The following is a 23,320-nucleotide window of genomic DNA, read 5'->3' as shown; positions in this document are numbered from 1 at the left end:
CCAGACACGCGCACTTGGGAGGTCCGGTGCACCGCATCGGTATCGTCGGAGCCGTCTCGTTCATCGTCGTCACCAGCGCGAGCAGTGCGCTCGCCGCGCCCACACTCCACCCCCAGACGATCGCGGCCAGCACCCGCGTCGCCGTCGAGCACCCCCACCCCATCCGGCCCCTGGACGCCATCGCCCACCGCGGTGCCTCGGCGTACGCGCCGGAGAACACCCTGGCCGCCATCGACGAGTCCGCCGCCCGCGGAGCCGAGACCGTGGAGATCGACGTCCAGGTCACCGCGGACGACGAACTCGTGGTCATGCACGACACCACGCTCGCGCGCACCACGGACGTCGAGGAGCGCTTCCCCGGCCGGGCGCCCTACGACGTCGGCGACTTCACCATGGACGAGATCCGCCGGCTCGACGCCGGGTCCTGGTTCGATGCCTCCTTCGAGGGCGAGCCCGTGCCGACCCTGGGCGAGGCCCTGGACCGGCTGGAGCGGCACGACCTCAACCTCCTCCTGGAGCTCAAGGAGCCCGCGCGCTACCCGGGCATGGCCGAACTGGTCGCCGAAGAGCTCACCGAACGCCGGCACTGGCTGCGGCACAACCCGCCGTGGCGGCCGCGCCACCTGGTCGTGCAGAGCTTCGACTGGCGGGTGACCGAGCGCTCCAAGGAACTGATGCCGTCCGTGCCGCACGCCCTGCTCGGCCGGGTCCCCGAGGACCGCCTCGACGAGTTCGGCTGGGCGCACCTGATCAACCCCAACCACACCACCATCGACGCCGACTACGTGGACCTGCTCCACGAGTCCGGGTTCGAGATCATGCCGTACACGATCAACGACCGGGCCCGGATGGACGCCGTCCTGGAGATGGGCGTCGACGGCTTCATCACCAACCACCCCGACGTCGGCCGCGAGGCGATCGACGACTTCCCCCGGGGCCGCGTCCCGCACGCGCCCATCGTCGTGCCGCCGGCCAGACCCGCCGCCTGAGGCCGGTCGCCCTCCGGCCCCGGCCAGTCCCGCCGCCGGTGGGATGATCCCGGTGACCGACCACGGGCCCGCCCGGGACGGCGACGAGCGCCGTCCCGGGCCGGGCCCCCTTCAGGAGGCACACACGTGAGCCAACGGCTGACCATCCCCCGCGAACTCGTCGACTGGCGGACCAAGGGACTGTGGTGGACGGGCGAACCGATCACCCTGGAGGAGTTCGCCGCCCGGCGCGACCCGCTCTTCGGGGGCCCCTTCACCTGGCCCCTCATGGTGCTGCGGGCCTCGGCCCTGGACCGCAACATCGCCGCGCTCGCCGACTTCACCGCCCGTCGCGGGCTGCTGTTCGCGCCGCACGGCAAGACCTCTATGGCGCCCGCGCTCCTACAGCGCCAGCTCGACGCCGGAGCCTGGGGGATCACCGCCGCCACCGCCAACCAGGTCCTGGCCTACCGGCGTTTCGGTGTCTCCCGCGTCCTGCTGGCCAACGAGCTGCTGGACGCGCGCGTGCTGCGCACGCTCGTCGCAGAACTCGACCGGGACGCCGGGTTCGAGTTCCTCTTCTACGCCGACTCGGCCGAGGGCGTGGAGGTCGCGGCCGGGGCCGCCGCCCAGGCCCGGGGCGGCCGCCCCCTGCGGGTGCTGGTCGAACGCGGTACGCCCGGCGGACGCACCGGATGCCGGACCCGGGAGGAGCTGCTGGCCGTGGCGCGCGCGGTGGCCGCGGCGCCCGGGCTGGACCTGGCCGGGGTCGCCGGGTACGAGGGCCCGCTCAAGGACGCCGGGGGCGTGCGCGCCTTCGTCCGCGACCTGGTCGGCGACGCGGCCGCGCTCGCCGAGGAGTTCGGTGTGGCGCGCCCGGTGCTGTCCGTGGGCGGGAGCGCCTGGTTCGACGTCGTGGCCGAGGAGGCCGGCGGCCGACCGGAACTGGTGCCGATCCTGCGCAGCGGGGCCTACGTGGCGCACGACGACGGCCTGTACCGGCGCACGACGCCCTACCGCAGGCTGTCCGAGGGCCCCGGCGCGCTCGCCGGGGCGCTGGAACTGTGGGCCCAGGTCACCTCGACCCCCGAGCCGGGCCTGGCCATCGCCGGGATGGGCCGCCGGGAGGCCAACTCCGACCAGGGCTTCCCCCTCCCGCGCGTGCTGCGGCGCGCGGACGGCACCACGCTCCCGGCGACGGGCATGGAGGTCACCGGGCTCAACGACCACCACGCCTACCTCACCGCTCCTCCGGAGCTGGGTGTGCGTCCGGGCGACCTGGTGTCCTTCGGCGTCTCGCACCCGTGTACGGCCTTCGACCGCTGGCGGGTGCTGCCGGTGGTCGACGACGGGGACACGGTCGTCGACGCCGTGGCGACCTACTTCTGATGCGCGCCCGGTCCCCGCGGAGCGCGGGCGCCCCCGAACACGGTCGCCGCCACCGTCCCCCGCGCGCGCACGCGCCCGGGGCCGGCGCGGCGGCCCGGCGGGTGCCCCGCCTACGAGCCCCAGCCCACGAGCCCCGGGCGGGTGTGCCAGGGGCGCGGCCCGTCCAGGGGGCGGTACTCCACGCCGAGCGCCGCCAACCGGTCCAGGTGGGCGCGCAGGCGCGGCTCGAACTCGGCGTAGTCGCGCGGACCGGTCGACCACACCTGCTCGGCGAAGGCCGACAGCCGCGGGAAGACCATGTAGTCGAGCCTGCGGGGGGTGTCCATGTGCTCGGTCCAGACGTTCACCTGGGCGCCCAGCACGCGTTCGGCCTCCTCCGCGGTGAGGCCGGCGGGGACCGGTTCGGCGAGGTAGACGTCCTCGACGCGCAGCAGGGTGCCCACCGGGACCGGCTCGTCCTCGGACTCGGACTGCTTGTAGTCGAGGTAGGAGGTGTGGGTGGGGCTCATGACCACGTCGTGTCCGGCGCGGGCGGCGGCGATCCCGCCCTCCTCGCCGCGCCAGGACATCACCGTCGCGTCCGGCCTCAACCCTTCGCGCCGTCCGCCGCCCCCGACGGCGCCGCCGTCCTCGGAGGACCCCTCCGCCCGCCGTTCGGCACCGGTCCGCGCGTCGCCGTCCTCCCAGAGCCAGCCCTCCAGGATCTCGTCCCAGCCCAGCAGGCGGCGCCCGCGCTTGGCCAGGTGGGCGTCCAGTTGGCGGATGAACCAGCTCTGGAGCTCGTTCTCGTCGGCCAGCCCCTCGTCCCGGATCCGCTGCTGGGCCGACGGGCTGTCGCGCCACTGGGTCTTGGGGCACTCGTCGCCGCCGACGTGGACGTACGTGCTCGGGAACAGTTCGATGACCTCGTCGAAGACGTTCTTGTAGAAGTCCAGGACGTGGTCGGTCACCGCCAGGACCTCGTCGAAGATCCCCCACTGGGTGCCGACGGGGATGTCCCCGCTCTCCCCGAGTTCGGGGTAGGCGTGGATGGCCGCCTGGGAGTGGCCCGGCACGTCGATCTCGGGGACGACGCTCACGTGCCGGGCGTCGGCGTAGGCGACGATCTCGCGGATGTCGTCCTGGGTGTAGAAGCCCCCGTGCGGGCGCCCGTCGAACGTCGGCGGCCGGCCCGCGCCCTGCTGGCTCCGGGTGCGCCAGGAGCCGGACTCGGTGAGCTTGGGATAGCGGCGGATCTGCACGCGCCAGCCCTGGTCGTCGGTCAGGTGCAGGTGCAGCACGTTGAGTTTGTGCAGGGCCATCAGGTCGATGAACCGCAGCACCTCGTGCTTGGGCAGGAAGTGGCGGGCCACGTCCAGCATCACGCCGCGCCAGCGGAACCGCGGGGCGTCGGTGATGCTCACCGGCGGCAGCGTCCAGGCCGTGTCCCCCGTCGGGGCGCGGCGGTAGGCGGCGGCGGGCAGCAGTTGGCGCAGGGTCTGGGCGCCGTAGAAGAGCCCGGCCGGGTCGTGCCCGACGATGATCGCGCCCTCGCCGTCCACGATGAGCCGGTAGCCCTCGCGTCCCAGACCGGCCCTGGGGTCCACGCTCAGCCGGATCTGCGCGCTGTCCTCGTCGCCGGCGGCCAGGGGCAGGCCGGTGGCCGCGCCGACCTCGCGCTGGAGCCAGGCGAGGACGCCGGCGGCGGAGGCGTCGGCGGACACCCGGGTGGTCTGGGTGAGCGTGAGGGAGCCCGGTTCACCGGTGGCCGCCGACGCGGGACGGGGCAGGAGGGAAGGGAGGGAGGTATGAGGCACGGGGAGGTGCTCCTATCCGGTCTAGACCAATACCCGCCATAGTGCCACGCGGCACGGGCGCCGCACACCCTGGCAGCCGTGCCTGCCGGCGGCGGCACCGAGGGGCGCGCACGGCGCCGGACCGATGTCCCCTCCCGGCGCGGCGGGCACGGGAACCGTGCCCGTGTCAGGGGCGCGCGGCCCCCGGCGCCCCGGAGCACGGACCCTGACACGGGGTGGGGCGAGCACTACTCGGGAACCGGGGGGTGGCGTTATCGCAGGGAAAGATCGCCCGTCCGTACTGTTCTTGACAGACCCGCGGCCGGGCAGGCCGGGGGTCCTTCCCCGGGGCCGGAGGCCCGGCCCCGGGCACGAGTCGACCACACGCGCACAGGAGCGGACGGAAGGTGGAGCCGATGGTCTGGCCCGTCCTGATCGCCGTCGCCGGTGCCTTCACCCTGGCACTCGGCTCCGCCATGCAGGAACGCGACGCCGTGCGCGCACCCGGGCACCGGGTCGCCCGGGCCGGCTTCCTCCTGCACCTGGTGCGCCAGCCCCGCTGGGTGATCGGCAGTGGCGCGGCCGTCCTGGGCGCCTGCCTGCACCTGGTGGCCCTGAGCGGTGCGCCGCTCACCATCATCCAGCCCATCGGCGTCACGGGCCTGCTCTTCGCGATCGTGCTCTCGGCGGTCTTCAACCGCCGACGCGTGGGCGTGGGGCAGATCGTCGCGGGGGCGGCCGTCATGGTCGGCCTCGTGGGCGTCCTCTGGCTGTTCCCGCACGCCTCGAACGCCCCGGTGCTGCCCACGTCCGTGGCGCTGGCCCTGGCCGGGGGCACGCTCGGGTTCGGCGCCGCCGTCTACCTCACCGCGCACTGGATGCCCGACGGTGTCCGCGGCATCATGCTCGCCCTGGCCGGCGGGGCGGCGATGGGCACCACGTCGGGCCTGGCGCGCGTCATCACGGCGGGCGCGCACGAGGACTGGACCAGCGTCGTCAGCTGGCTGACGCCGCTCGCGCTGATCACCGCGGTCTTCGGCGCCCTGCTCATGCAGAACGCCTACCGCACCGGGCACTTCTCCGCCGCCTACGCGACGCTGCTCGTCACCGACCCCGTGGTCGGCGTGGGTATCGGCACCCTCCTCCTGGGGGAGGGTGCGCCCGAGACCCTGCCGGCCCAGGTCGCCGCGGCCCTCTTCGCCGCACTGGCCATCGCCGGAACCGTGAGCCTGGCCCAGGCCCGCCACCGCAATCCCGAAGCAGAGCACCAGCACACCGGCAGAACCGCCGACACCTGAGGATCGAAGGAGTTCGACCATGGCCCAGCCCACTCGCGCACTGCGTGTCCTGATCGCCACGGACACCTATCCGCCCGATGTCAACGGTGCCGGCTACTTCACCCACCGGCTGGCGGAGGGCATGGCCGATCGGGGCCACCGCGTGCACGTGGTGTGCCCGTCGGAGCGAGGAGCCCCCTACGTCGCGGTCAACGGCGCGGTGACCGAGCACCGGCTGCGCTCGGCGCTGATCCCGTTCCAGGAGAGCATGCGCGCCGCCCTCCCGCTGGGCATGGGCGGGCACATCGCGCGCCTGCTGGCCCGCCTGGAGCCCGACGTCGTCCACGTGCAGAGCCACTTCACGCTCAGCCGGGCGGCGCAGCGCCGGGCCAGGGCCGCCGGGATCCCGGTCGTGCTGACCAACCACTTCATGCCGGACAACCTCTACGCGCACGCCCACCTGCCCGGCGCCGTGCACGGCCTGGCGGGGGCGCTGGCGTGGCGGGACATGATCGGTGTGGCCGCCGAGGCCGACTACGTGACCACCCCGACGCCGCGCGCGGCCGAGCTGCTGCGCGAGAAGGGCTTCGCGGGCACGGTGGAGGACATCTCGTGCGGGATCGACCTGGAGCGCTTCCACCCCCGGGCCGGTGACCGGGAGGCCGCGCGGTCGAAGTTCGGGCTGCCGGAGCGGGAGACGATCGTCTTCGTGGGGCGCCTGGACGCGGAGAAGCGGATCGACGACACCATCCGGGCGCTGGCCGCGATCTCCGGCGAGCGCGACGTGCAACTGGCGCTGGCGGGGACCGGCCAGCGCGAGGGCGAGCTGCGCGCGCTGGCCGCCGAGCTGGGCGTGGCCGACCGGGTGTTCTTCCTCGGGTTCGTGCCGGACGCGGAACTGCCGCTGGTCTACGCGGCGGGCGACGTCTTCGCCATCGCCGGTGTGGCCGAGCTCCAGAGCATCGCCACCCTGGAGGCGATGTCGACGGGGCTGCCGGTCGTGGCGGCCGACGCGATGGCCCTGCCGCACCTGGTGGAGGAGGGGCGCAACGGGTTCCTCTTCCCGGCGGGGGACGCCCTGCACCTGGCCGACCGGCTGCTGACGGTGCTCGGCCCCCGGCGCGAGGTCCTGGGGCGGGCCAGCCGGGAGATCGCGCAGCGGCACGACCACCACCGGTCCCTCGCGCGGTTCGAGGACGTCTACCGGCGGCTCCAGGCCCGGGAGCCGCTGCGGACGCGGGCGGAGAAGACCACGGCCGCTTAGGTAGTTTGTCCATTTTTATCGCTTTCCGTATTCTTTGCGTAGCGATCGGTGAACTTGGTGCACTTCAGGAAAGACCAGACACTGTGTGGTTCGAAGGCATCAGTGCACAGACGGGGATCGGTCGGGTCGCCCGCGGTGGCAACGTCGCCGAAGGGCTGACCGAGCGGCTGATCAGGGCCGAACGAGAGGCCGGGTTCCACGAGCGCGACATGTCGGCGTTCCAGCGCGAGCGCATCGACCTGGAGCACAGGGTGGCCCGGATGGAGGCAGAACTGGAGGCGCTGCGTCAGCGGCGGCTGGAGGCCTACGCGCGGTGGTGGAACGCCCGGGACGACCGGGACCGCGCACTGCACGTGTGCCGCCGCCTCCGCCGCAGGATCGATCGGGGCCGACGCAGGGCGGCCGAGGACTAGGAGGCCGTCGGTGGAGCGCCGCACAGCGGGGCGAGGAGCCACCGGACAGGTCCAGGGGCCGTCCGGAGAACGAAGCGGGAAGTACGGAGAAGGGCCCGGCCGACCGGCCGGGCCCTTCTCCGTGTCCGCTGTGTCGTGACCGCGTGACCGGGGATCCGTGTGGTCAGGGGACGCGGCGCGGGCCGTCCGGGCCTCCTACACCGGGCCCTCGGCCGCCGACGACAGGAGTTCCTCGACCTGCCGTGCGGCGTCCCTGAGGGCGGAGAGCGTCACCTGCACGGCGGGGCGGCGCAGGGAGGCCGGGCGCAGCACCGCGTACACGTGCCGTTCGGGCGCGGAGGCGGGCAGGCGCCGGTAGGCCAGCCCCGCGGGCGCGCCCACCATCGCCAGCGCGGGCACCGCGGCGATCCCGATCCCGCGCGAGACCAGGCTCAGGATGGTGCCCAGCCCCTCGAACTCCCACGCCGCCCCGGGCAGACCGCCCACCTCGGCCAACAGGCGGTCGGTGCCGGAGCGCGACCGCTCGCCCTCGGGAGCGACGACCCACGACTCGCCCAACAGCTGCTCCAGCACGACCGGGCGCTCGGGATCGGCCAGAGCGTGGCCCTCCGGGACCGCCAGCACCAGCGGGTCGCGCAGCAGGTGCACGTGCCGCAGCCCGCTGTCGGGGCCGCGGCCGGGGTGCTGGCCCGACCAGTCGTCGACCAGCGCTACGTCCACCTCGCGTGAACGTACCTTCTGCGTCCCGGTCGCCAGCAGCGTCTGGCGCAGGACCAGCTGCATCTCCTCGTGCTGCCGCAGCGGGGGCGCCAGCAGCGGAGCGAACGCCACGGCGGCGGTCGGGAACGCGGTGACGGTCACGACGCCGAGGGCGACGTCCGACTGCTCGGCGATGACCGACTCCGTGGCCTCCACCAGGGCCAGGATCTCGTCCGCCTGCAGCACCAGCAGCCGTCCCGCGTCGGTCAGCTCCGCCCCGCGCGGCGAGCGGTCCAGCAGCGCCACCCCGGTCTCCCTCTCCAGGGCGGCCAACTGCTGGGAGACCGCCGAGGGCGTGTAGCCCAGGGCGTGCGCGGTGGCGGCGATGGTGCCCCGGGCGCTGAACTCGCGGAGCAGATGGAGGCGGCGCAGATCGAGCATAAGAACATCTTACGCTCAGCATCGAAAAGACTCGCTTGTACTGATGTTCCTCCCTGGGCAGTGTGTGGAGTGACAGACCGTAGCCCCGAGGCGCGGTCAAGAGCCTGAACATGAGCCGGAGATGAGTCTTGATGACCGTCACTGTGTCCGCGACCCTCGCCGTCAACGAAGCCCTCGCAGAGAAGCGACGCCAGGGGGTGCGCGTCCTGCCGCTCGGCTTCGGCGAGGCCGGGCTCCCGGTCCACCCCGTCATGCGGGACCGGCTCTCCGCGGGCAACGGCGCCAACGCCTACGGGCCCGTCGCCGGGTCCGCCGACCTGCGCTCCGCCGCCGCCGGGTACTGGGAGCGGCGCGGGCTGCCGACCGACCCCGACATGGTCATCGCCGGTCCCGGCAGCAAGCCGCTGCTCTACAGCCTGCTGATGGAGATCGGCGGCGACACGGCCATCGCCGCGCCCAGCTGGGTCAGCTACGCGGCCCAGAGCCGCCTGCTGGGACAGCGGCCGGTGATGGTCCCCACCGCAGCCGGCCAGGGCGGCGTACCCCAGCCCGACCTGCTCTTCGCCGCCGTGACCGCCGCGCGGGACGAGGGCCGGACCGTCAACGCCGTCGTGGTGACCCTGCCCGACAACCCGACCGGGACCGTCGCCGACGCCGAGACCGTCCAGCGCCTGGCCCGGGTCGCCCGCGAACTCGACCTCGTCATCATCTCCGACGAGATCTACCGCGACCTCGTTCATCCGGCCGCCGACGGCCAGGACGGGCCCCGCGTGCACAGCCCCGCCGAATACGCGCCCGAGCGCACCGTCATCTCCACCGGACTGAGCAAGAACCTCGCCCTGGGCGGCTGGCGGATCGGCGTGATCCGCCTGCCCGACTCCGAGATCGGCCACCGCCTGCGCGGCGGCCTGCTCGGCGTGGCCAGCGAGATCTGGTCCAGTCCCGCCGCGCCCGTCCAGGAGGCGGCCGCCCACGCCTTCACCGAACCGCGGGAGCTGCGCGACCACGTCGACCGCAGCCGCCGCCTGCACGGACTCGTCGCGACCGCGGTGGCGCGCCGGTTCGCCCTGGCCGGCGCCGCGGTCGCCACTCCGCGGGCCGCGTTCTACCTCTACCCCGACTTCGAGCCGCTCCGCGAGCGCCTGGCGGCCCTGCACGGGATCACCACCGGCGCCGGGCTCACCGGTCTCCTGCTGGAGCGCCACGGGATGGGGGTCCTGCCCGCGGTCGAGTTCGGCGAGGGGGCCGAGGCGCTGCGCATGCGCGTGGCCACCAGCCTGCTCTACGGCGACACCGAGGAGCGCCGCTACGCCGCGCTCGCGGCCACCGACCCGACCGCGCTGCCGTGGATCCGCGCCCACCTGGACCGGCTGTCCGAGGTGCTGGAGGCCATCGTCGGCGACAGCCCGAGCGCGGTCATCCCCGCTCCCGCGCCCGAGGCCGCGCCGGCCTCGCGCTGACCGTCCGTCCGCGCCCACCGCGCGCCAGGGGCGGCCCCGACCGCAGGACCCCGCCCCGTGTCCGCCCCGTCAAGGGGGCGGGGCGGACACGGGGCGGCTCGGCGCTCCCGGGCCACACGGCCCGAGAGCGCCGACCCGTCAGACGGGGCGGGCACCACCGGTCCCCACGGGGCGCGACCCGGGTGACGGGACGCCCGCGGCCCGTCCTCGGCGCGGGCCCCGGTGTCGCGCCGCCCGCCGCGCCCCGGACCCCCAACCTCACCGAACAGCACATCTGATATGTAGGGTTTTTTGTCAAGAGCGCAGCGCTGACCAGCGGTGATAGGTGGTAATCTGCCACCGCTGGTCTCCCTGCTGGGGTGGTCCCTGGTCTTCTTCGACAGATGCCGATCCCTCGCGCTGAGCTGGAAGTCAAGGTGGAGCGCCCCGAGCGCAGCGAGGGACGAACGACCTTGACCACCAGCGAGGGCGTGAGGATCCTGAAGCTGGTGGAGAAGGCGCCACAGGTTCGTTATGGGGACCGGTGGGAAGGCAGCCTGCGGCCCGCGTGTCATGCACGACGCGTGGTCAGACTGATATGCGCGGGTTGGCTACCGCAGGACGGGCTGTTCGGCGGGAACGAGGCCGCGGCTCTAGAGAACGAGCGTGGCCCAGGGGGTCAGCCCCGGGCTGCTCATAGCTGTATCGCGGATCGTTCCTCACGCGGCGGCACGCAGCGCCCTCCCACCGGTCGGCTTATCGCAAGGGCTCACTCCTGCACCACGGCCAGTGCCCAGCACCACCCGGCCAACTCCCGGGCAATCGCGACCACGGCCACCGACGGCTTCTTGCCGCGCTCATCGAAACGGGCCCAACGGCGGTGCAGGCGGTGGTTGCCCGCATGGCCCCGGGACCTGGCCGCTGCCGGGGCCCTCTCCCACCGGGCGCGCATCTCGCGGGTGGGCTGACGGTAGGGGCGGCGGTGGTGCCAGGCGGCCTCCACCAGCAGCCGGCGCACGTGGGTGTTGCCGGTCTTGGTGATCGGACCCAGCACACGGCGGGACCCCGAGGAGTGCTCGCTGGGCACCAGTCCCACATACGCGCCGATGCTGGACCCGGTGAAGCGGTGCCAGTCACCGATCTCGGTGGCCAGCCCGAACGCGGTGACAGTGGAGATCCCGCGCAGGCACCGCAGCCGGTCCACGACCGGGGCTCACTCGCCTTGGGTGGCCTGCCGGGTGATGGCCTCATCCAACCGGTCGCGGCGGTCCCGCACCATCAGGACCTGCTCGTGGGCGGCCTCGAAGGCCGCCTGCAGGGCCGGGTCGGTGAAGGATTGGCGGGCGATCCAGTCGTGGTGGGCCCAGGACCAGGTGTTCTTGCCCTCCCAGAGCAGACCCTGGCGCAGCAGGAGCTTGGACAGGCGGTGGCGGGCGCGCATCAGGTCGGCGCGGGCGTCCTCGCGGGCCCGGGACAGATCACGGGCGGCTTCCTGGGCCGGGGTGGGGACCCGGACCGGGGTGACCTCGCCGAGGCGGAGCAGGCGGGCCAGGTGCAGCGCGTCGCGGGCGTCGGTCTTGACCCGGTCTCCGCTGGGGCGCTGCAGTTTGGACGGGGCGGCCACCACGCAGTCGAGGCCGGCCCCGGCCAGGGTGCGGGCCAGGGCGAAGCCGGTGGGCCCGGCCTCATAGACGACACGGACCGGGGTCGCGAGGCCGGTGAGCCAGCCGAGGATCTGGGTGTGGTCGCTGCTCAGGCGGATGGTGCTGATTTCGCCGGTGGGGCCGCAGATCGCGCACGCGGTGGTGGAGCGGGCGTGCACGTCCAGCCCGACGGTCGTAGGCTCGAAAGACACCGGGACCTCCCACACATGTAGGCACTACCGTCCAGGTTCTGCCTGGTCGGCAACCCACGGCAACGTGTGAGCGGGGTCCCGGCCTCTTCGCGAACCCTCCCTACATACCGTCTAGGCGGTCGAGGCCTGGTGCTCCGCGCGGGCGACCAGCTCCTGGCTCGGTGTGATGACCGCGCGGTAGTGGTCGAGCAGCTGCTCGCCCACCGCCTCCCAGGTCCGGTGCCGCACCGAGGGCCGCGCCCGGGCGGCCATCCCCGCGCGCAGCTCGGGATTGTGGACCAGCCGTCCCACGGCCACGCGCAGCTCGCGCACCGAATCGGGCGCGAACAGCAGGCCGTTGTCCTCGGGCACCACCAGGTCCAGCGGGCCGCCGGCGGCCGGAGCCACCGCGGGCACACCCGAGGCCAGGGCCTCCTGGACCGCCTGGCAGAAGGTCTCGTCGGCGCCGGTGTGCACGAACACGTCCAGGGAGGCGTACAGCCGGGACAGGTCGGCGCCGGTGCGCTGCCCGGTGAACACCGCGTCCGGCAGCAGGCGGCGCAGCCGGGCCCGCTCGGGGCCGTCGCCCACGACGACCAGCCGGATGCCCCGGAGCCTGGCCAGGTGCGCCAGCATGTCCACCCGCTTGTCCTTGGCCAGGCGCCCCACGTAGCCCACGATGACCTCGCCGCCGGGCGCCAGGCGCCGCCGCAGGTCCTCGCTGCGGTGCTCGGGCGAGAAGCGGACGGTGTCCACGCCGCGCCGCCACAGGTCCAGGCGGGGGAAGCCGTGCGCCGACAGCGCCTCCATGCTCGCCGAGGACGGCACCAGGGTCCTGTCCACGGCCGCGTGCGTACGGCGCATCAGCGACCACAGGGCCTCGGAGCCGGGCAGGCCGTAGCGGTTCGCGAACCCCGGCAGGTCGGTCTGGAACACGGCCACCGTCGGCAGCGCCCAGCGGCGCGCGGTGTCCACCGCGGCCAGGCCGAGCAGGGCGGGCGAGGCCAGGTGCAGCACGTCCGGGGCGAACGCGCGGATGGCGGCGGTCATCGTGCGACGCGCCGGGAGCCCCACCGGGAAATCTCGGTAGAAGGGCAGCGGAAGGGCGGGCATCCGCACCACGGGGAAGCCCGCGTAGGAGGAGGGGCCGTGGCCGGGGGCGAGCACGAGCGCCTGGTGGCCCCGGGCCGCGAGAAGGTCGGCGACCCGGCACACGGAGTTGGTCACCCCGTTGACCTGCGGGAGGAAGGACTCGGTCACGATCGCCACGCGCAGCGGAGGCGAGGTGGCTCTCCGGTCGGTGCGGTCGGTTGCTGTGGGGGACATTCTGGCTGCTCCCAACGCCGGGGGATGGCTGCCTTCGACGCTAGGCTCGGGGAGTGAACCCCGGTCAGGCCTGGGGGGAACCGCTCCCGAAGGCCAGGCGTGGGTTCGCGGAGCACGCGGTGACCCGGCCGGTGCGGGCGGGTGGCCGCCGAGTGGCCCGGCGATGACTAAGATCGCCTTCTGTGACGAATGAATTGCTCTAAGGAGTCCTGTGGTGACCCTCGTGGAATGGGCGGAAGTCGTACGCGCGGAGCTGGACCTGGTGGGGACGGAGCCACTGGGCAAGACCGACGTGGACCGCGTCCTGGACCTGGCCAGAGACGCCGCCCACTCCGTCGCGCGGCCCGCCGCGCCCCTGACCACCTACCTGCTCGGCGTGGCGGTGGGCCAGGGCGCGGACCCGGAGTCCGCGGCCGCCGTCCTCAGCCGGCTCGCCCTGTCCCAGGGCGACGGTGCCCAGGACGCGTGAGCACCCGACCTGCAACGCTTGCGTCGAGTGAACGTGACGTCTCCGTGACGATTCACTGCAAATCTGACAGCACCCCGAGTGTGTCCGCGGCTCGTGGAGCCGCTCACACGGGAGGGACGCTGTTCCGCCGACCGCGGGTACACGACCATCCCCCGGCCCCTGATCGTGATAGGGAGATCCCCCATGGATCAACTCCTTGAGATGGCTGGCATCGTCAGCGGCATCGTGTGGGGACCCTTCGTCCTCATTCCGCTGCTGCTCTTTGTCGGCGTGTTCCTCACCATCCGGCTCAAACTGCTCCAGCTCTTCAAGCTGCCGCACGCGCTGTGGCTCGCCTTCGTGCGGCGCAAGGAGGACCCCTCGGTCGAGGGCGACATCTCCCACTACCAGGCACTGAGCACCGCGCTCGCCGCCACCGTCGGTGTCGGCAACATCGCCGGCGCCGCGCTGGCCATCGGCCTCGGCGGCCCGGGCGCCCTGTTCTGGATGTGGGTCGTCGGCTTCTTCGGCATGGCGACGAAGTACAGCGAGGCCCTGCTGGGGGTGAAGTTCCGCCGCACCGACTCCAAGGGTGAGCAGAGCGGCGGGCCGATGTACTACCTCAAGCACGGCCTGCCCGGCGGCCTGGGCACCACCCTGGGCATCGCCTTCGCCATCTTCGGCGCCATCGCGGCCTTCGGCATCGGCAACGGGACGCAGGCCAACACGGTCGCGCAGCAGATGGCGAGCATCACCCCGGCCCCGACCTGGGTGATCGGCCTCATCCTCATGGTGCTGGCCGGCGCGGTCATCCTCGGCGGCATCAAGAGCATCGGCCGGGTCGCCTCCGCACTCGTGCCGCTGATGATCATCGCCTACGTGGCCATCTGCCTGCTGGTGCTGGCCGTCAACTGGGCGCAGATCCTTCCGGCGCTGCAGCTCGTGGTCACGACCGCGTTCACCGGCACCGCCCCCGCGGGCGGCTTCGCGGGCGCGGGTGTGCTGATGGCGATCCAGTACGGCTTCGCGCGCGGCATCTTCTCCAACGAGTCGGGTCTGGGCACCGGGGCCATCGCCGCCGCGGCCGCCAAGACCACGCAGCCGGTCCGCCAGGCCATGGTCTCCATGACCCAGACCTTCATCGACACCATCATCGTCGTGACGATGACGTGCCTGGTCATCATCACGACCGGTGTGTGGCAGTCGGAGGACGCCGAGGACGGCTCCCTGCTGACCACGCAGGCCCTCACGGAGGGCCTGGGGTCGGTCAGCCCGGGTCTGGCGCCGGCCGGCGCCTACGTGGTCGCGCTCGCCGTCGCGGTGTTCGCCTTCACCACGCTGCTGGGCTGGGCCTACTACGGTGAGCGGTGCATCGAGTTCCTGGTCGGCCGGGGCTTCGTGACCCCGTACCGCCTGGTGTTCATCGCGGTCATCTTCGTGGGGTCGGTCGCCGACCTGAGCAACGTGTGGCTGTTCAGCGACATCGCCAACGGGCTCATGGCACTGCCCAACCTCATCGGGCTGCTGCTGCTGTCCCCGATCGTCGTCGCGGAGACCCGGAAGTTCTTCGGGTTCCCCGACTGGAAGAACCCCGACGCCGTCATGGACGACGTGCGCGGCTAGGGATTTCGCCGGGACGAACGGACGAGGGGGACCGCACGGTGTGCGGTCCCCCTTCGCGTCGCCCGGCCGCCCGGTCCGCGAGCCGAAGGCGGCCGCCTACCGCCGAACGTGGCCGTCGCCGTCGCCACCGGAGGCGGCTGCGCCCGCTGCCGCGCGAGGCGGCCGTGCCCGCGACCAGCGGGAGGCGGCGGTGCCCGCTACCACCACTGGTGGAAGTGGTGCACCGGGCCCTGGCCGCCGCCGGCGTCGATGTCGCCGGAGCGGCGCAGCGCCTCGGTCAGGTAGTCCTTGGCGTCGCGGACCGCCGACGCGGTGTCCGGGCGCTGGGGGAGCAGCGCCGCGACCGACGACGACAGCGTGCACCCCGTGCCGTGCGAGTTGCGGGTGTCCACCCGGGGCGCGCGCAGTTCCAGCGGCTCCTCGTCACGGGAGACCAGTACGTCGACGCTCTCCTCGCCGGGCAGGTGGCCGCCCTTGAGCAGGACCCGTCGCGGTCCGAGCTCCAGCAGCCGCTCGGCCTGGTCGCGCATCTGCTTGAGGCTGACGGCCTCCGACACGCCCAACAGGTCGGCCGCCTCCGGAAGATTCGGCGTGAGCAGGTCGGCGCGCGGCAGGAGCAGCGTGCGCAGGGCCTCGATCGCCGAGTCCTCCAGCAGCCGGTCGCCGCTCTTGGCGACCATCACCGGGTCCAGGACCACGTTCACCAGCCCGTGGCGGTCGATCGCCGCGGCCACGGCTCCGGTGACCTCGGCCGTGCCCAGCATCCCGATCTTGACCGCGTGCACGGTGGCGTCGGACAGCAGCGTGTCCGCCTGGCGGGTGACGAACTCGGCCGGGACGCCGTGGACGCCGGTGACGCCGCGGGTGGACTGGGCGGTCAGGGCGGTGACCACGGTCATCCCGAAGACTCCGTGGGCGGAGAAGGCCTTGAGGTCGGCCTGGATCCCGGCGCCGCCGCTGGGGTCGCTTCCGGCCACGGACAACACGTTGTACGCGCTCATGACGTTCCTTCGCTAGAACTACCTAGGGCAGGTTCGACGGGTGTGCTCTCAGCCGGGAGGACTGCTCCTCCCGGCACCCCGCGTCAGTGGGAACGACCTTAGTGGACGCGGGTGGGAGCGGCTCCGCCGCCCACCCCCGTCTCGGCCTTCTTGCGGTGCTCGTAGACGATCGCCGCGGCGACCACGACGAACCCGAGCACGGCGAAGGCCACGGTCACGGGCACGTCGGTGATGGGCAGCGGGTTGCGGTCGTGGTCCTGCCACGGCCACAGGGCGCGCAGCGAACCCGCCATCAGGCCGGTGAGGACCACCAGGGTGAGGTGGTGGAAGTTCTCCAGCAGGTACTGCAGGAGCTTCACGAACAGGGCCAGCCCGGTCACCATGCCGATCGCCATGGTGGCGAGGTAGACCACGTCCGCGTCCCGCACGGCCTGCATCGTGGGCTCGTACAGTCCGAGCGTGAGGAGGATGAACGAGCCGGACAGGCCCGGCAGCACGAGCGCGCAGATGGCGACGGCGCCGCCCAGGAACACGAACACCGGGTTGGTCGGCAGGTTCGCACCCGGCAGGCCGGTCAGGAGGAAGGCGAGGACGGCGACGACCAGCGCCACCAGGTAGTGCCAGGCGCGCCACTTCCTGCCCGCCCCGGTGTAGGGGATCCACAGGCAGGCCAGGACGAGCCCGAAGAACAGGGCGTAGGCGTACCGGGTGTACTCCTCCACCAGGGGGGAGAGCAGGACCGCGGCCAGGAGGAGCGCGACCGCCATACCGATCAGGGCGGGGACGAGGACACTCCAGTCCACCTGCCGGAACTGCTCGTTGGCGCGGTCCCTGCCGCGGCCGCGCGGCACGTCGGTGACGTAGCGCTTGATGCCGCTCACCATGTGGCCGGCGCCGCCGATGAGCTGGTCGTAGAGGCCGACGATGAGCGCGACCGTGCCGCCGCTGATGCCGGGCAGCGCCTCGGAGGTGCCGACGGCGCCGCCACGGACCGCGTTGAAGATGAAGGAGCCTGCTGACTTGGCCATCTGAGTAGTAGGGCGCCGACCCGGGTCGGGCCCGGGGGCGCCGTCCTCCGTCCTGTGTCGTCACCGTACCCACCCGCGGGACAGCGGGTCGGTTCAGGGGCGCGGGGCCGGGACGCGTTCGTGGAGGGGCGCTGGGCCGACCACCGCTGGGGTATGTGCCGCCCGGGGCGTGCTGGGGGAGGGACCGGCGAGGTCCCGGGGCCGGCCGGGTCCGGCCAGTCTAGCGGCGGCGCGGGGTGGCGGTGGTGCGTGCGGTGTGGGGCCGACCGGGTTTCGGATGTCTGGTGTGACTGATGTTCAGAGTCCGAAACTCGGTGTGGTGCTCTCGCCGCTCTGGGCGACCGACGCCGCCCACCGGTAGTCCTGCTTGCCGACCGCCGTGCGCCGGACCCGGTCGACGAAGTGCACCGTGCGCGGCACCTTGAACCCGGCCAGCCGCACGCGGCAGTGCGCGCGCAGCTCGGTCTCGCCCAGGCGGGCGCCCGCGGCCACGGAGACCAGCGCCGTCACGCGCTGGCCGAGGTGGTCGTCGGGGGCGGGCACCACGATCGCGTCCTCCACGGCCGGATGCGCCTTCAGCGCGGCCTCGACCTCCTCGGGGTAGACCTTCTCCCCGGCGGTGTTGATCACGGCGTTGCCCCGGCCGAGCAGCGCGATGGACCCGTCGTGGGCGCGCGTCCCGTAGTCGCCGGACAGGGCCCAGCGGCGGCCGTCGGGGCCGGTGGGGAAGGTCCGGCCGGTGGCGATCGGGTCGTTGTAGTAGCCCAGCGGGATGCGGCCGCTGCGCGCGATGCGGCCCACCGCGGGCGAGCCGGGCGGGAGCGGACGCAGGTCGTCGTCGAGGACGGCGATGCTGCCGCCCATGGTGAAGCTGCGCGGGTCCGCGCCGCCGGAGAGCGTCGGGCCGTCCTCGCGGGCCCCACCGGAGCCGTCGCCCTCCCCGGTGGCCGACCCGCACACGCCGGTCTCCGAGCCGCCGTAGGCGTCGGCCAGGACGACGTCCTCGCGCCAGGCGCGCCAGAGCGCGCGCACGGCCGGGGTGAGCGGGGTGCCGCCGGAGCGCACCGAGGTCAGGTCCGGGCACAGTCCGGGCTCGGTGAGCAGGTGGCGCGCCAGCGGGCGGGCCATGGCGTCGCCCACCAGCTGGACGGCGTGCACGCCCTCGCGGTGGGCGAGTTCGAGGACGCGGTCCGGCCGGTAGCTGCGGTCGGTGGAGAGCACGACGCGCTTGCCGCAGAGCAGCATGCTCAGCGCGTTCCACTGGCCGGCGGCGTGCATGAGCGGGCCGAGCACGAGCATGCGCTGGGGGAAGCAGGCGGCGGCGCGCGCGGCGACGTCGGCGGGCGACTCCGCGCGCGGTGCGCCGGGGGCGCGGCGCTCCAGCGCGGCGCGGAAGATGTCCGCCTGGCGCCACAGCACGCCCTTGGGGTAGCCGGTGGTGCCGCCGGTGTAGAGGAGGTAGTGGTCGTCGCCGCCGGTCGGGGGCAGGGCGGGGGCGTCGTCGGACTCCGGGGCGCGGGCGGCCAGCGCGGTCTCGTAGTCGGTGCCGTCCAGGGCCGCGTCGCGCACGCCGCCGTCCTCGATCAGGAGCACGTGCCGCAGGCGGGGCAGGTCGGGGCGGATCGCGGTGACGGCCGCCGCGAGGGAGTCCTCGGCGATGAGCGCGACCGCGTGCGCGTCGGCCAGCACGTGGCGCAGCTCGCCCGCCACGTAGCGGTAGTTGACGTTGACCGGGACGGCACCCGCGGCCAGGATTCCGAGGAAGGACTCCATCCACTCCGCGCGGTTGAAGGACAGCACCGCCACGTGTTCGCCGGGGCGCACGCCCTCGGCCACGAGGTGGCGGGCCAGGCGCACAGAGCGGTCGTGCAGGGCGCGGTAGGTCAGCCGTCGGGGCCCGGCCACCAGGGCGACGCGGTCCGGGACGGCGTCGGTGACGGCGGACACCAGGCGGGACAGCGAGAAGGGCGCGTCGGGGGACTCGTTCGCAGACGCGTGGATGGACACGCCCGACCTCCCTGGATGGTCCGGGGCCGCCCGCGGGGTCACGGCGGCCGAGTGGCTTTCACGCGACGGTACCCCTCGGGGGCCGACCCGATCGCCAGCGGGGTTGTGGACCGCGTCACTCACGGAGTCCTCGCAGGTCACACCGAAAGTGACGGCCCCGCTCAGAGGGTGTTCCCGGCCCTGGCGCCCGAGGTTTCGGACCGCGGCCCGGCGCGTGACATCGCTTACCTCTTGTGGGGGCGCCGTGTGATCTGTTCAACTCTTGATGGTTTCCCGCCCCAGGGCTCTACCGGGCCCGGCGGTGGGTATCTCAGGACTGACAACGGTCAATGGTGATCGGAGCGGCTAGATGAGCAGCACCCAGAATCTGGGCGAGCAGGACTCCGCCGGAAACCCCGGTGGACAGGCACTCACCAGCGCGGATCACATCGCGCTCGCACAGGCGCGTTCGGCGCACAACTACGCACCCCTGCCCGTCGTGATCGCCGAGGGCCGCGGAGCCTGGGTGACCGACGTCGAGGGGCGCCGGTACCTGGACTGTCTGGCCGGGTACTCGGCCATGAACTTCGGCCACCACAATCCCGACCTCCTCGCGGCGGCGCACGAGCAGATCGACCGGGTGACGCTCACCAGCCGCGCCTTCTACAACGACCAGTTCGGCCCCTGGGTCAGCGCCCTGGCCGAGATGGCGGGCAAGGAGAAGGTCCTGCCGATGAACACCGGCGCGGAGGCGGTGGAGACCGGCATCAAGGTGGCCCGCAAATGGGGCTACGAGGTCAAGGGCATCCCGCAGGACCAGGCGACCATCGTCGTCGCGGGCGCGAACTTCCACGGGCGTACGACCACGATCATCTCGTTCTCGTCCGACACCGAGGCCAGGACCGGGTTCGGCCCCTACACCCCGGGGTTCCGCTCGGTGCCCTACGGGGACGCGGAGGCCATCGCGCAGGCGATCGACCACACCACGGCGGCGGTGCTGATCGAGCCCGTCCAGGGCGAGGCGGGCGTCATCGTGCCGCCGCCGGACTACCTGCCGCGGGTGCGGGAGATCTGCGACCGCGAACGGGTCCTGTTCATCGCCGACGAGGTGCAGTCGGGGCTCGGCCGGACCGGGACGATCCGGGCTTGCGAGCACACCGGCGTGGTCCCCGACGCCTACCTGTTCGGCAAGGCGCTGGGCGGCGGCATCCTGCCGGTGTCGGCGATGGTCGCCGACGAGGACGTCCTCGGGGTGATCCAGCCGGGCCAGCACGGCAGCACGTTCGGCGGCAACCCGCTGGCGGGCGCCGTGGGACGGCGGGTGGTCACCATGCTGACCGAGGGCCCCTACCTGGAGAACGCGCGGCGCCTGGGCGAGGTCCTCAAGCGTCGGCTCAAGGAGTTCGAGGGCGACGGCGTGGTGTCGGCGCGCAGCATCGGGCTGTGGGCGGGCATCGACGTCGACCCGGCGCTGGGCACGGGCAAGGAGCTGTGCCTGAAGCTGGCCGAGCACGGTGTGCTGGTCAAGGACACGCACGGTTCCACGGTGCGGATGTCGCCGCCGCTGGTCATCAGTGAGGACGACCTCAACTGGGGTCTGGACCGCTTCGGCGAGGTCCTGGCCGAGCTGAGGGCCGGGCGCTAGGGCGGGGAGCGTGGCGCCGTCGGGCACGGCCCGGCGGCGCCACGGAAGGCCGCGGTACGGTTCCGGAAGGCCGCGGTACCGCTCCGGAAGGCCGCGGCGCCCGCTACTCGCCGTCCTCGGCGGAGCCGGGGGCGGGCGGCCCGATGACGGGGGCCAGGGGACCGCCGAGTTCGGCCGCGAGTTGGTCGGGCTCGGCGGTCGCCAGCGTCTCCGGCGACACGTAGAGGACGCGCTCGGGGCCCTCCTCGATCTGTTGGCGGACCCGGTCGGCGATGGACATCTGGCCCTGTGCCGTGGGGTGGAAGCTCGCCCGGTCCACGCGCAGTCCCTCACCGAACTGGCCGAGCACGATGCCGTTGAGCCAGGACTCGTCGGCGTTGACCTCGTAGCCGTTGAAGGCGCTGTAGGTGTTGACGAACTCGACGCTCCCGGTCTGGCGCTGTCCGTACACCCGCCCGTCGACCTCGTACACGACGTCGCGGATGCGCTCGTTGAGGCCTTGGCCGATCCCGTTCAACCACTCCTGGTCGCTGACGGTCAGCGTGTAGTACATGCCCAGGGGCTCCTCGGGGAACAGCCGCGGATAGCCCAGGACGAGCACGCGGGCGTCGGGGGCGCGGTCGCGGATCTCTCCGAGCACCTCGGCCAGGTCCTCCTCGAACGCGTCGAGCCGCCGTCCGATCTCCCCCTCCTGGGCCTGGCAGGCGCCGTTCTCCAGCAGCGGCATCCGCACGATGCAGGTGCGCAGGACGGGGATGAAGCCGAGGTCGTTGCCGCCGATGCCGAGCGTGACCAGCGAGGTGTGCTCGGTGACCCGCTCGATCTGCGACTCCGGGGTGCCGATCTGCTCCAGCATGTGGGTGGCCCGGTGGCTGCTGCAGGCGTAGAAGCCGAGCGCGCCGGCGAAGTCGAACTCCTGCTCGATGAGCCGGGAGTAGGCGTGCTCGGACCGCCAGCACCCGCCCGGTTCGGCGGTGGCGGGGTCGTAGTCGCCCGCGCCGTCGCCGGAGGAGTAGGAGTCGCCCAGCGCCACGTAGTTGCCCCACAGCGCCGCCTCCTCCGGCTCCATGCGCACCCGGGGGTCGGTGTCCTCGTCCTCGGTGATGGGCGGGAGTTCCTCGACCGGGCAGACGCCGTCGGTGACCTCGCACCAGAGGTCGACCAGGCCGTCGCGGGCCGGGGGCACGACCAGGGTGACGATCAGGGAGAGGACGAGGACGGCACTGGCGATGAGGGCGATGCGGGCCCTGCGCCGCCCGCGGGGCCGGCGCGGTTCGGCCGCGGCCGAAGCCGCGCCGTCCGCTCCGGAACCGTCGGTCGTCGCCGGCTCCTCCCAACGCGCGGGCTCCTCCGCGGGAGCGTGATCGCCCGCACGCGCGCCGTCACCGGCCCGGGCGTCGTCGGAGGGGGACCCGGGCGGATTCTCGGGGGTCTCCGCCCCGGAACCGTCGTCACCACGCTCAGACACCGCTGCTACCGCCTCCCGAACAAGGGCTCCAGCATGGGCCAGGCTACCCGGGTCGGGTGGTGGAGACGACGTCGAGCACCCGGCGCACCGCGGCGTCGTCCAGGGTCGCGCGGGCGGTCAGCCGCAGCCGCGACCGCCCGTCGGGCACCGACGGCGGGCGGAAGCACCCCACGCGCACGCCCGCCTCCAGGCAGGCCGAGCGCCAGGCGAGCGCGGACTCGCGGGACGGGGCGATCACCGACACCACGGCCGCGTCCGGCGTGCTCACCGTCAGCCCGCGCTCGCGCAGCCCCTCCGACAGCTCCGCGGCCCGGCCCCGTACCGCCTCGGCGCGCTCGGGTTCGGCCCGCAGCACGCGCAGGGCCGCCAGCGCCGCGCCCACCGAGGCCGGTGCCAGCCCCGTGTCGAACACGAACGTGCGGGCGGTCTCCACCAGGTGCCGGACGACCCGGCGCGGACCGAGCACGGCGCCGCCCTGCGCGCCCAGGGACTTGGACAGCGTCACCGACACCACGACGTCGCGGGCCCCGCGCAGCCCGGCGAGGGTGAGCGCGCCGCGCCCTCCCGGACCCACGACGCCCAGGCCGTGCGCGTCGTCCAGGAGCAGGGCGGTGCCGTCCGTCCCGCGCGCCGTCTCCGCCAGCCGGGCCACGTCGGTGAGGTCGCCGTCCACCGAGAAGACCGTGTCGCTCAGCAGCAGGGCACGGTCGCGCGCGCCCTCCAGCGCCGCGGCGGCGTGTTCGGGGTCGGCGTGGTCGAAGACCGCCACCCGGGCGCCGGAGGCCTTGGCCAGCCGGGTGGCGTCGATCAGCGAGGCGTGGTTGTAGCGGTCGCACACCACCAGGGGCGCGTCCCCGCCGTCGGGGGCGGCCAGAGCCGAGACCATCGCGAGGTTGGCCGCGTAGCCGGAGGAGAACACGAGCGCGGCCTCGGTGCCGTAGAAGTCGGCCAGCTCGCGCTCCAGCTCCCCGTGCAGTTCGGTGTCCCCCGTCACCAGGCGCGATCCCCCGGCCCCGGCCCCCCAGGCGTAGGCGGCCCCGGCCGCCGCGCGCACCACGTCCGGGTGGCGCAGCAGGCCCAGGTAGTCGTTGCCCGCCAGGTCCAGGAGCCCGTCGTCGACCGAGCGCGGCACCGTGCGGCGGGTCAGACCCGCCTCGGCGCGCCGGCGGGCGGCTCCGTCCAACCACGCGAAGGGCAGGGACGGGCCGGACCCGGCCGGTCCCGGGCGGCCGGCGCGCAGGGGCCAGGGGCGCGGTGGCGCGGTGGTCGCGGCGCTGTCCATGTCGGTGGTCTCCT

General features: G+C 73.5%; 19 protein-coding genes and 1 riboswitch. Of the genes, 9 read left to right on the top strand and 10 right to left on the bottom strand.

The window, feature by feature from the left end:
* Window positions 1-26: 26 nt before the first annotated feature.
* Together ADL05_RS00965 and ADL05_RS00960 are read left to right on the top strand one after the other, a co-directional pair.
* On the top strand, window positions 27-989 hold the full coding sequence (locus tag ADL05_RS00965) for a glycerophosphodiester phosphodiesterase family protein (RefSeq protein WP_053614896.1): 963 nt from the start codon (window positions 27-29) through the stop codon (window positions 987-989).
* Between the two features lie 126 nt (window positions 990-1,115).
* Window positions 1,116-2,357 carry an alanine racemase gene (locus tag ADL05_RS00960; protein WP_053614895.1) on the top strand — a complete coding sequence of 414 codons (1,242 nt, stop codon included), beginning with the start codon at window positions 1,116-1,118 and terminating at the stop codon, window positions 2,355-2,357.
* Between the two features lie 110 nt (window positions 2,358-2,467).
* Here ADL05_RS00960 and ADL05_RS00955 read toward each other — a convergent pair whose 3' ends face one another.
* Window positions 2,468-4,153, bottom strand: coding sequence for a beta-N-acetylhexosaminidase (locus ADL05_RS00955; RefSeq protein WP_053614894.1), 1,686 nt, complete (start codon window positions 4,151-4,153; stop codon window positions 2,468-2,470).
* Window positions 4,154-4,548: 395 nt separating this feature from the next.
* Here ADL05_RS00955 and ADL05_RS00950 point away from each other — a divergent pair, with 395 nt between their 5' ends.
* The 3 genes from ADL05_RS00950 to ADL05_RS00940 all read left to right on the top strand — a co-directional run bounded on the left by ADL05_RS00950 (window position 4,549) and on the right by ADL05_RS00940 (window position 7,086).
* Window positions 4,549-5,430, top strand: coding sequence for a DMT family transporter (locus ADL05_RS00950; protein ID WP_053615045.1), 882 nt, complete (start codon window positions 4,549-4,551; stop codon window positions 5,428-5,430).
* A gap of 19 nt (window positions 5,431-5,449) precedes the next feature.
* Window positions 5,450-6,673 (top strand): glycosyltransferase, encoded by a 1,224-nt coding sequence (locus ADL05_RS00945; RefSeq protein ID WP_053614893.1) that lies wholly within the window; start codon window positions 5,450-5,452, stop codon window positions 6,671-6,673.
* Between the two features lie 83 nt (window positions 6,674-6,756).
* Complete coding sequence (locus ADL05_RS00940) at window positions 6,757-7,086, top strand: hypothetical protein (RefSeq protein WP_053614892.1); 330 nt, start codon at window positions 6,757-6,759, stop codon at window positions 7,084-7,086.
* 195 nt (window positions 7,087-7,281) lie between these two features.
* On the opposite strand, the gene ADL05_RS00935 is transcribed toward ADL05_RS00940, so the two are convergent.
* Complete coding sequence (locus ADL05_RS00935; RefSeq protein WP_053614891.1) at window positions 7,282-8,226, bottom strand: LysR family transcriptional regulator; 945 nt, start codon at window positions 8,224-8,226, stop codon at window positions 7,282-7,284.
* A gap of 131 nt (window positions 8,227-8,357) precedes the next feature.
* On the opposite strand from ADL05_RS00935, the gene ADL05_RS00930 reads away from it, so the two are divergent.
* The gene (locus ADL05_RS00930; protein ID WP_053614890.1) at window positions 8,358-9,686 is read left to right on the top strand and encodes a pyridoxal phosphate-dependent aminotransferase; all 1,329 of its coding nucleotides are present in this window, start codon (window positions 8,358-8,360) and stop codon (window positions 9,684-9,686) included.
* 748 nt (window positions 9,687-10,434) lie between these two features.
* Here the strand turns inward: ADL05_RS00930 and ADL05_RS30955 are convergent.
* The 3 genes from ADL05_RS30955 to ADL05_RS00920 all read right to left on the bottom strand — a co-directional run bounded on the left by ADL05_RS30955 (window position 10,435) and on the right by ADL05_RS00920 (window position 12,825).
* Window positions 10,435-10,869 carry a transposase gene (locus tag ADL05_RS30955; protein WP_197285637.1) on the bottom strand — a complete coding sequence of 145 codons (435 nt, stop codon included), beginning with the start codon at window positions 10,867-10,869 and terminating at the stop codon, window positions 10,435-10,437.
* A 9-nt stretch (window positions 10,870-10,878) separates the two neighbouring features.
* On the bottom strand, window positions 10,879-11,520 hold the full coding sequence (locus ADL05_RS30950; protein ID WP_197285636.1) for a transposase: 642 nt from the start codon (window positions 11,518-11,520) through the stop codon (window positions 10,879-10,881).
* A 111-nt stretch (window positions 11,521-11,631) separates the two neighbouring features.
* Window positions 11,632-12,825 (bottom strand): glycosyltransferase family 1 protein, encoded by a 1,194-nt coding sequence (locus ADL05_RS00920; protein WP_053614889.1) that lies wholly within the window; start codon window positions 12,823-12,825, stop codon window positions 11,632-11,634.
* 214 nt (window positions 12,826-13,039) lie between these two features.
* Here ADL05_RS00920 and ADL05_RS00915 point away from each other — a divergent pair, with 214 nt between their 5' ends.
* Both ADL05_RS00915 and ADL05_RS00910 read left to right on the top strand, forming a co-directional pair.
* On the top strand, window positions 13,040-13,294 hold the full coding sequence (locus ADL05_RS00915; protein WP_053615044.1) for a DUF6457 domain-containing protein: 255 nt from the start codon (window positions 13,040-13,042) through the stop codon (window positions 13,292-13,294).
* A gap of 183 nt (window positions 13,295-13,477) precedes the next feature.
* Complete coding sequence (locus ADL05_RS00910) at window positions 13,478-14,896, top strand: sodium:alanine symporter family protein (RefSeq protein WP_053614888.1); 1,419 nt, start codon at window positions 13,478-13,480, stop codon at window positions 14,894-14,896.
* A gap of 197 nt (window positions 14,897-15,093) precedes the next feature.
* On the opposite strand, the gene thiD is transcribed toward ADL05_RS00910, so the two are convergent.
* From thiD to ADL05_RS00895, 3 genes are all read right to left on the bottom strand, one after another.
* Complete coding sequence (thiD, locus tag ADL05_RS00905) at window positions 15,094-15,897, bottom strand: bifunctional hydroxymethylpyrimidine kinase/phosphomethylpyrimidine kinase (protein ID WP_053614887.1); 804 nt, start codon at window positions 15,895-15,897, stop codon at window positions 15,094-15,096.
* A riboswitch (TPP riboswitch) is annotated at window positions 15,885-15,988 on the bottom strand. It overlaps the preceding gene by 13 nt.
* A gap of 7 nt (window positions 15,989-15,995) precedes the next feature.
* Complete coding sequence (locus ADL05_RS00900) at window positions 15,996-16,925, bottom strand: DUF368 domain-containing protein (RefSeq protein ID WP_053614886.1); 930 nt, start codon at window positions 16,923-16,925, stop codon at window positions 15,996-15,998.
* Between the two features lie 297 nt (window positions 16,926-17,222).
* Window positions 17,223-18,932, bottom strand: coding sequence for an acyl-CoA synthetase (locus ADL05_RS00895; RefSeq protein WP_231640547.1), 1,710 nt, complete (start codon window positions 18,930-18,932; stop codon window positions 17,223-17,225).
* Window positions 18,933-19,281: 349 nt separating this feature from the next.
* On the opposite strand from ADL05_RS00895, the gene rocD reads away from it, so the two are divergent.
* Window positions 19,282-20,556 carry an ornithine--oxo-acid transaminase gene (gene rocD / locus ADL05_RS00890; RefSeq protein WP_053614885.1) on the top strand — a complete coding sequence of 425 codons (1,275 nt, stop codon included), beginning with the start codon at window positions 19,282-19,284 and terminating at the stop codon, window positions 20,554-20,556.
* Window positions 20,557-20,659: 103 nt separating this feature from the next.
* Here rocD and ADL05_RS00885 read toward each other — a convergent pair whose 3' ends face one another.
* Window positions 20,660-22,024, bottom strand: coding sequence for an SGNH/GDSL hydrolase family protein (locus ADL05_RS00885; protein WP_053614884.1), 1,365 nt, complete (start codon window positions 22,022-22,024; stop codon window positions 20,660-20,662).
* Between the two features lie 43 nt (window positions 22,025-22,067).
* Window positions 22,068-23,306, bottom strand: coding sequence for an 8-amino-7-oxononanoate synthase (locus ADL05_RS00880; RefSeq protein ID WP_053614883.1), 1,239 nt, complete (start codon window positions 23,304-23,306; stop codon window positions 22,068-22,070).
* Window positions 23,307-23,320 lie beyond the last annotated feature (14 nt).

Origin of the sequence: Nocardiopsis sp. NRRL B-16309, assembly GCF_001279585.1 — a bacterium.
Taxonomy (GTDB): Bacteria; Actinomycetota; Actinomycetes; order Streptosporangiales; family Streptosporangiaceae; genus Nocardiopsis.
Note: the sequence above shows the minus strand (reverse complement) of the source record. Positions and strands in the feature narration are given on the sequence as shown.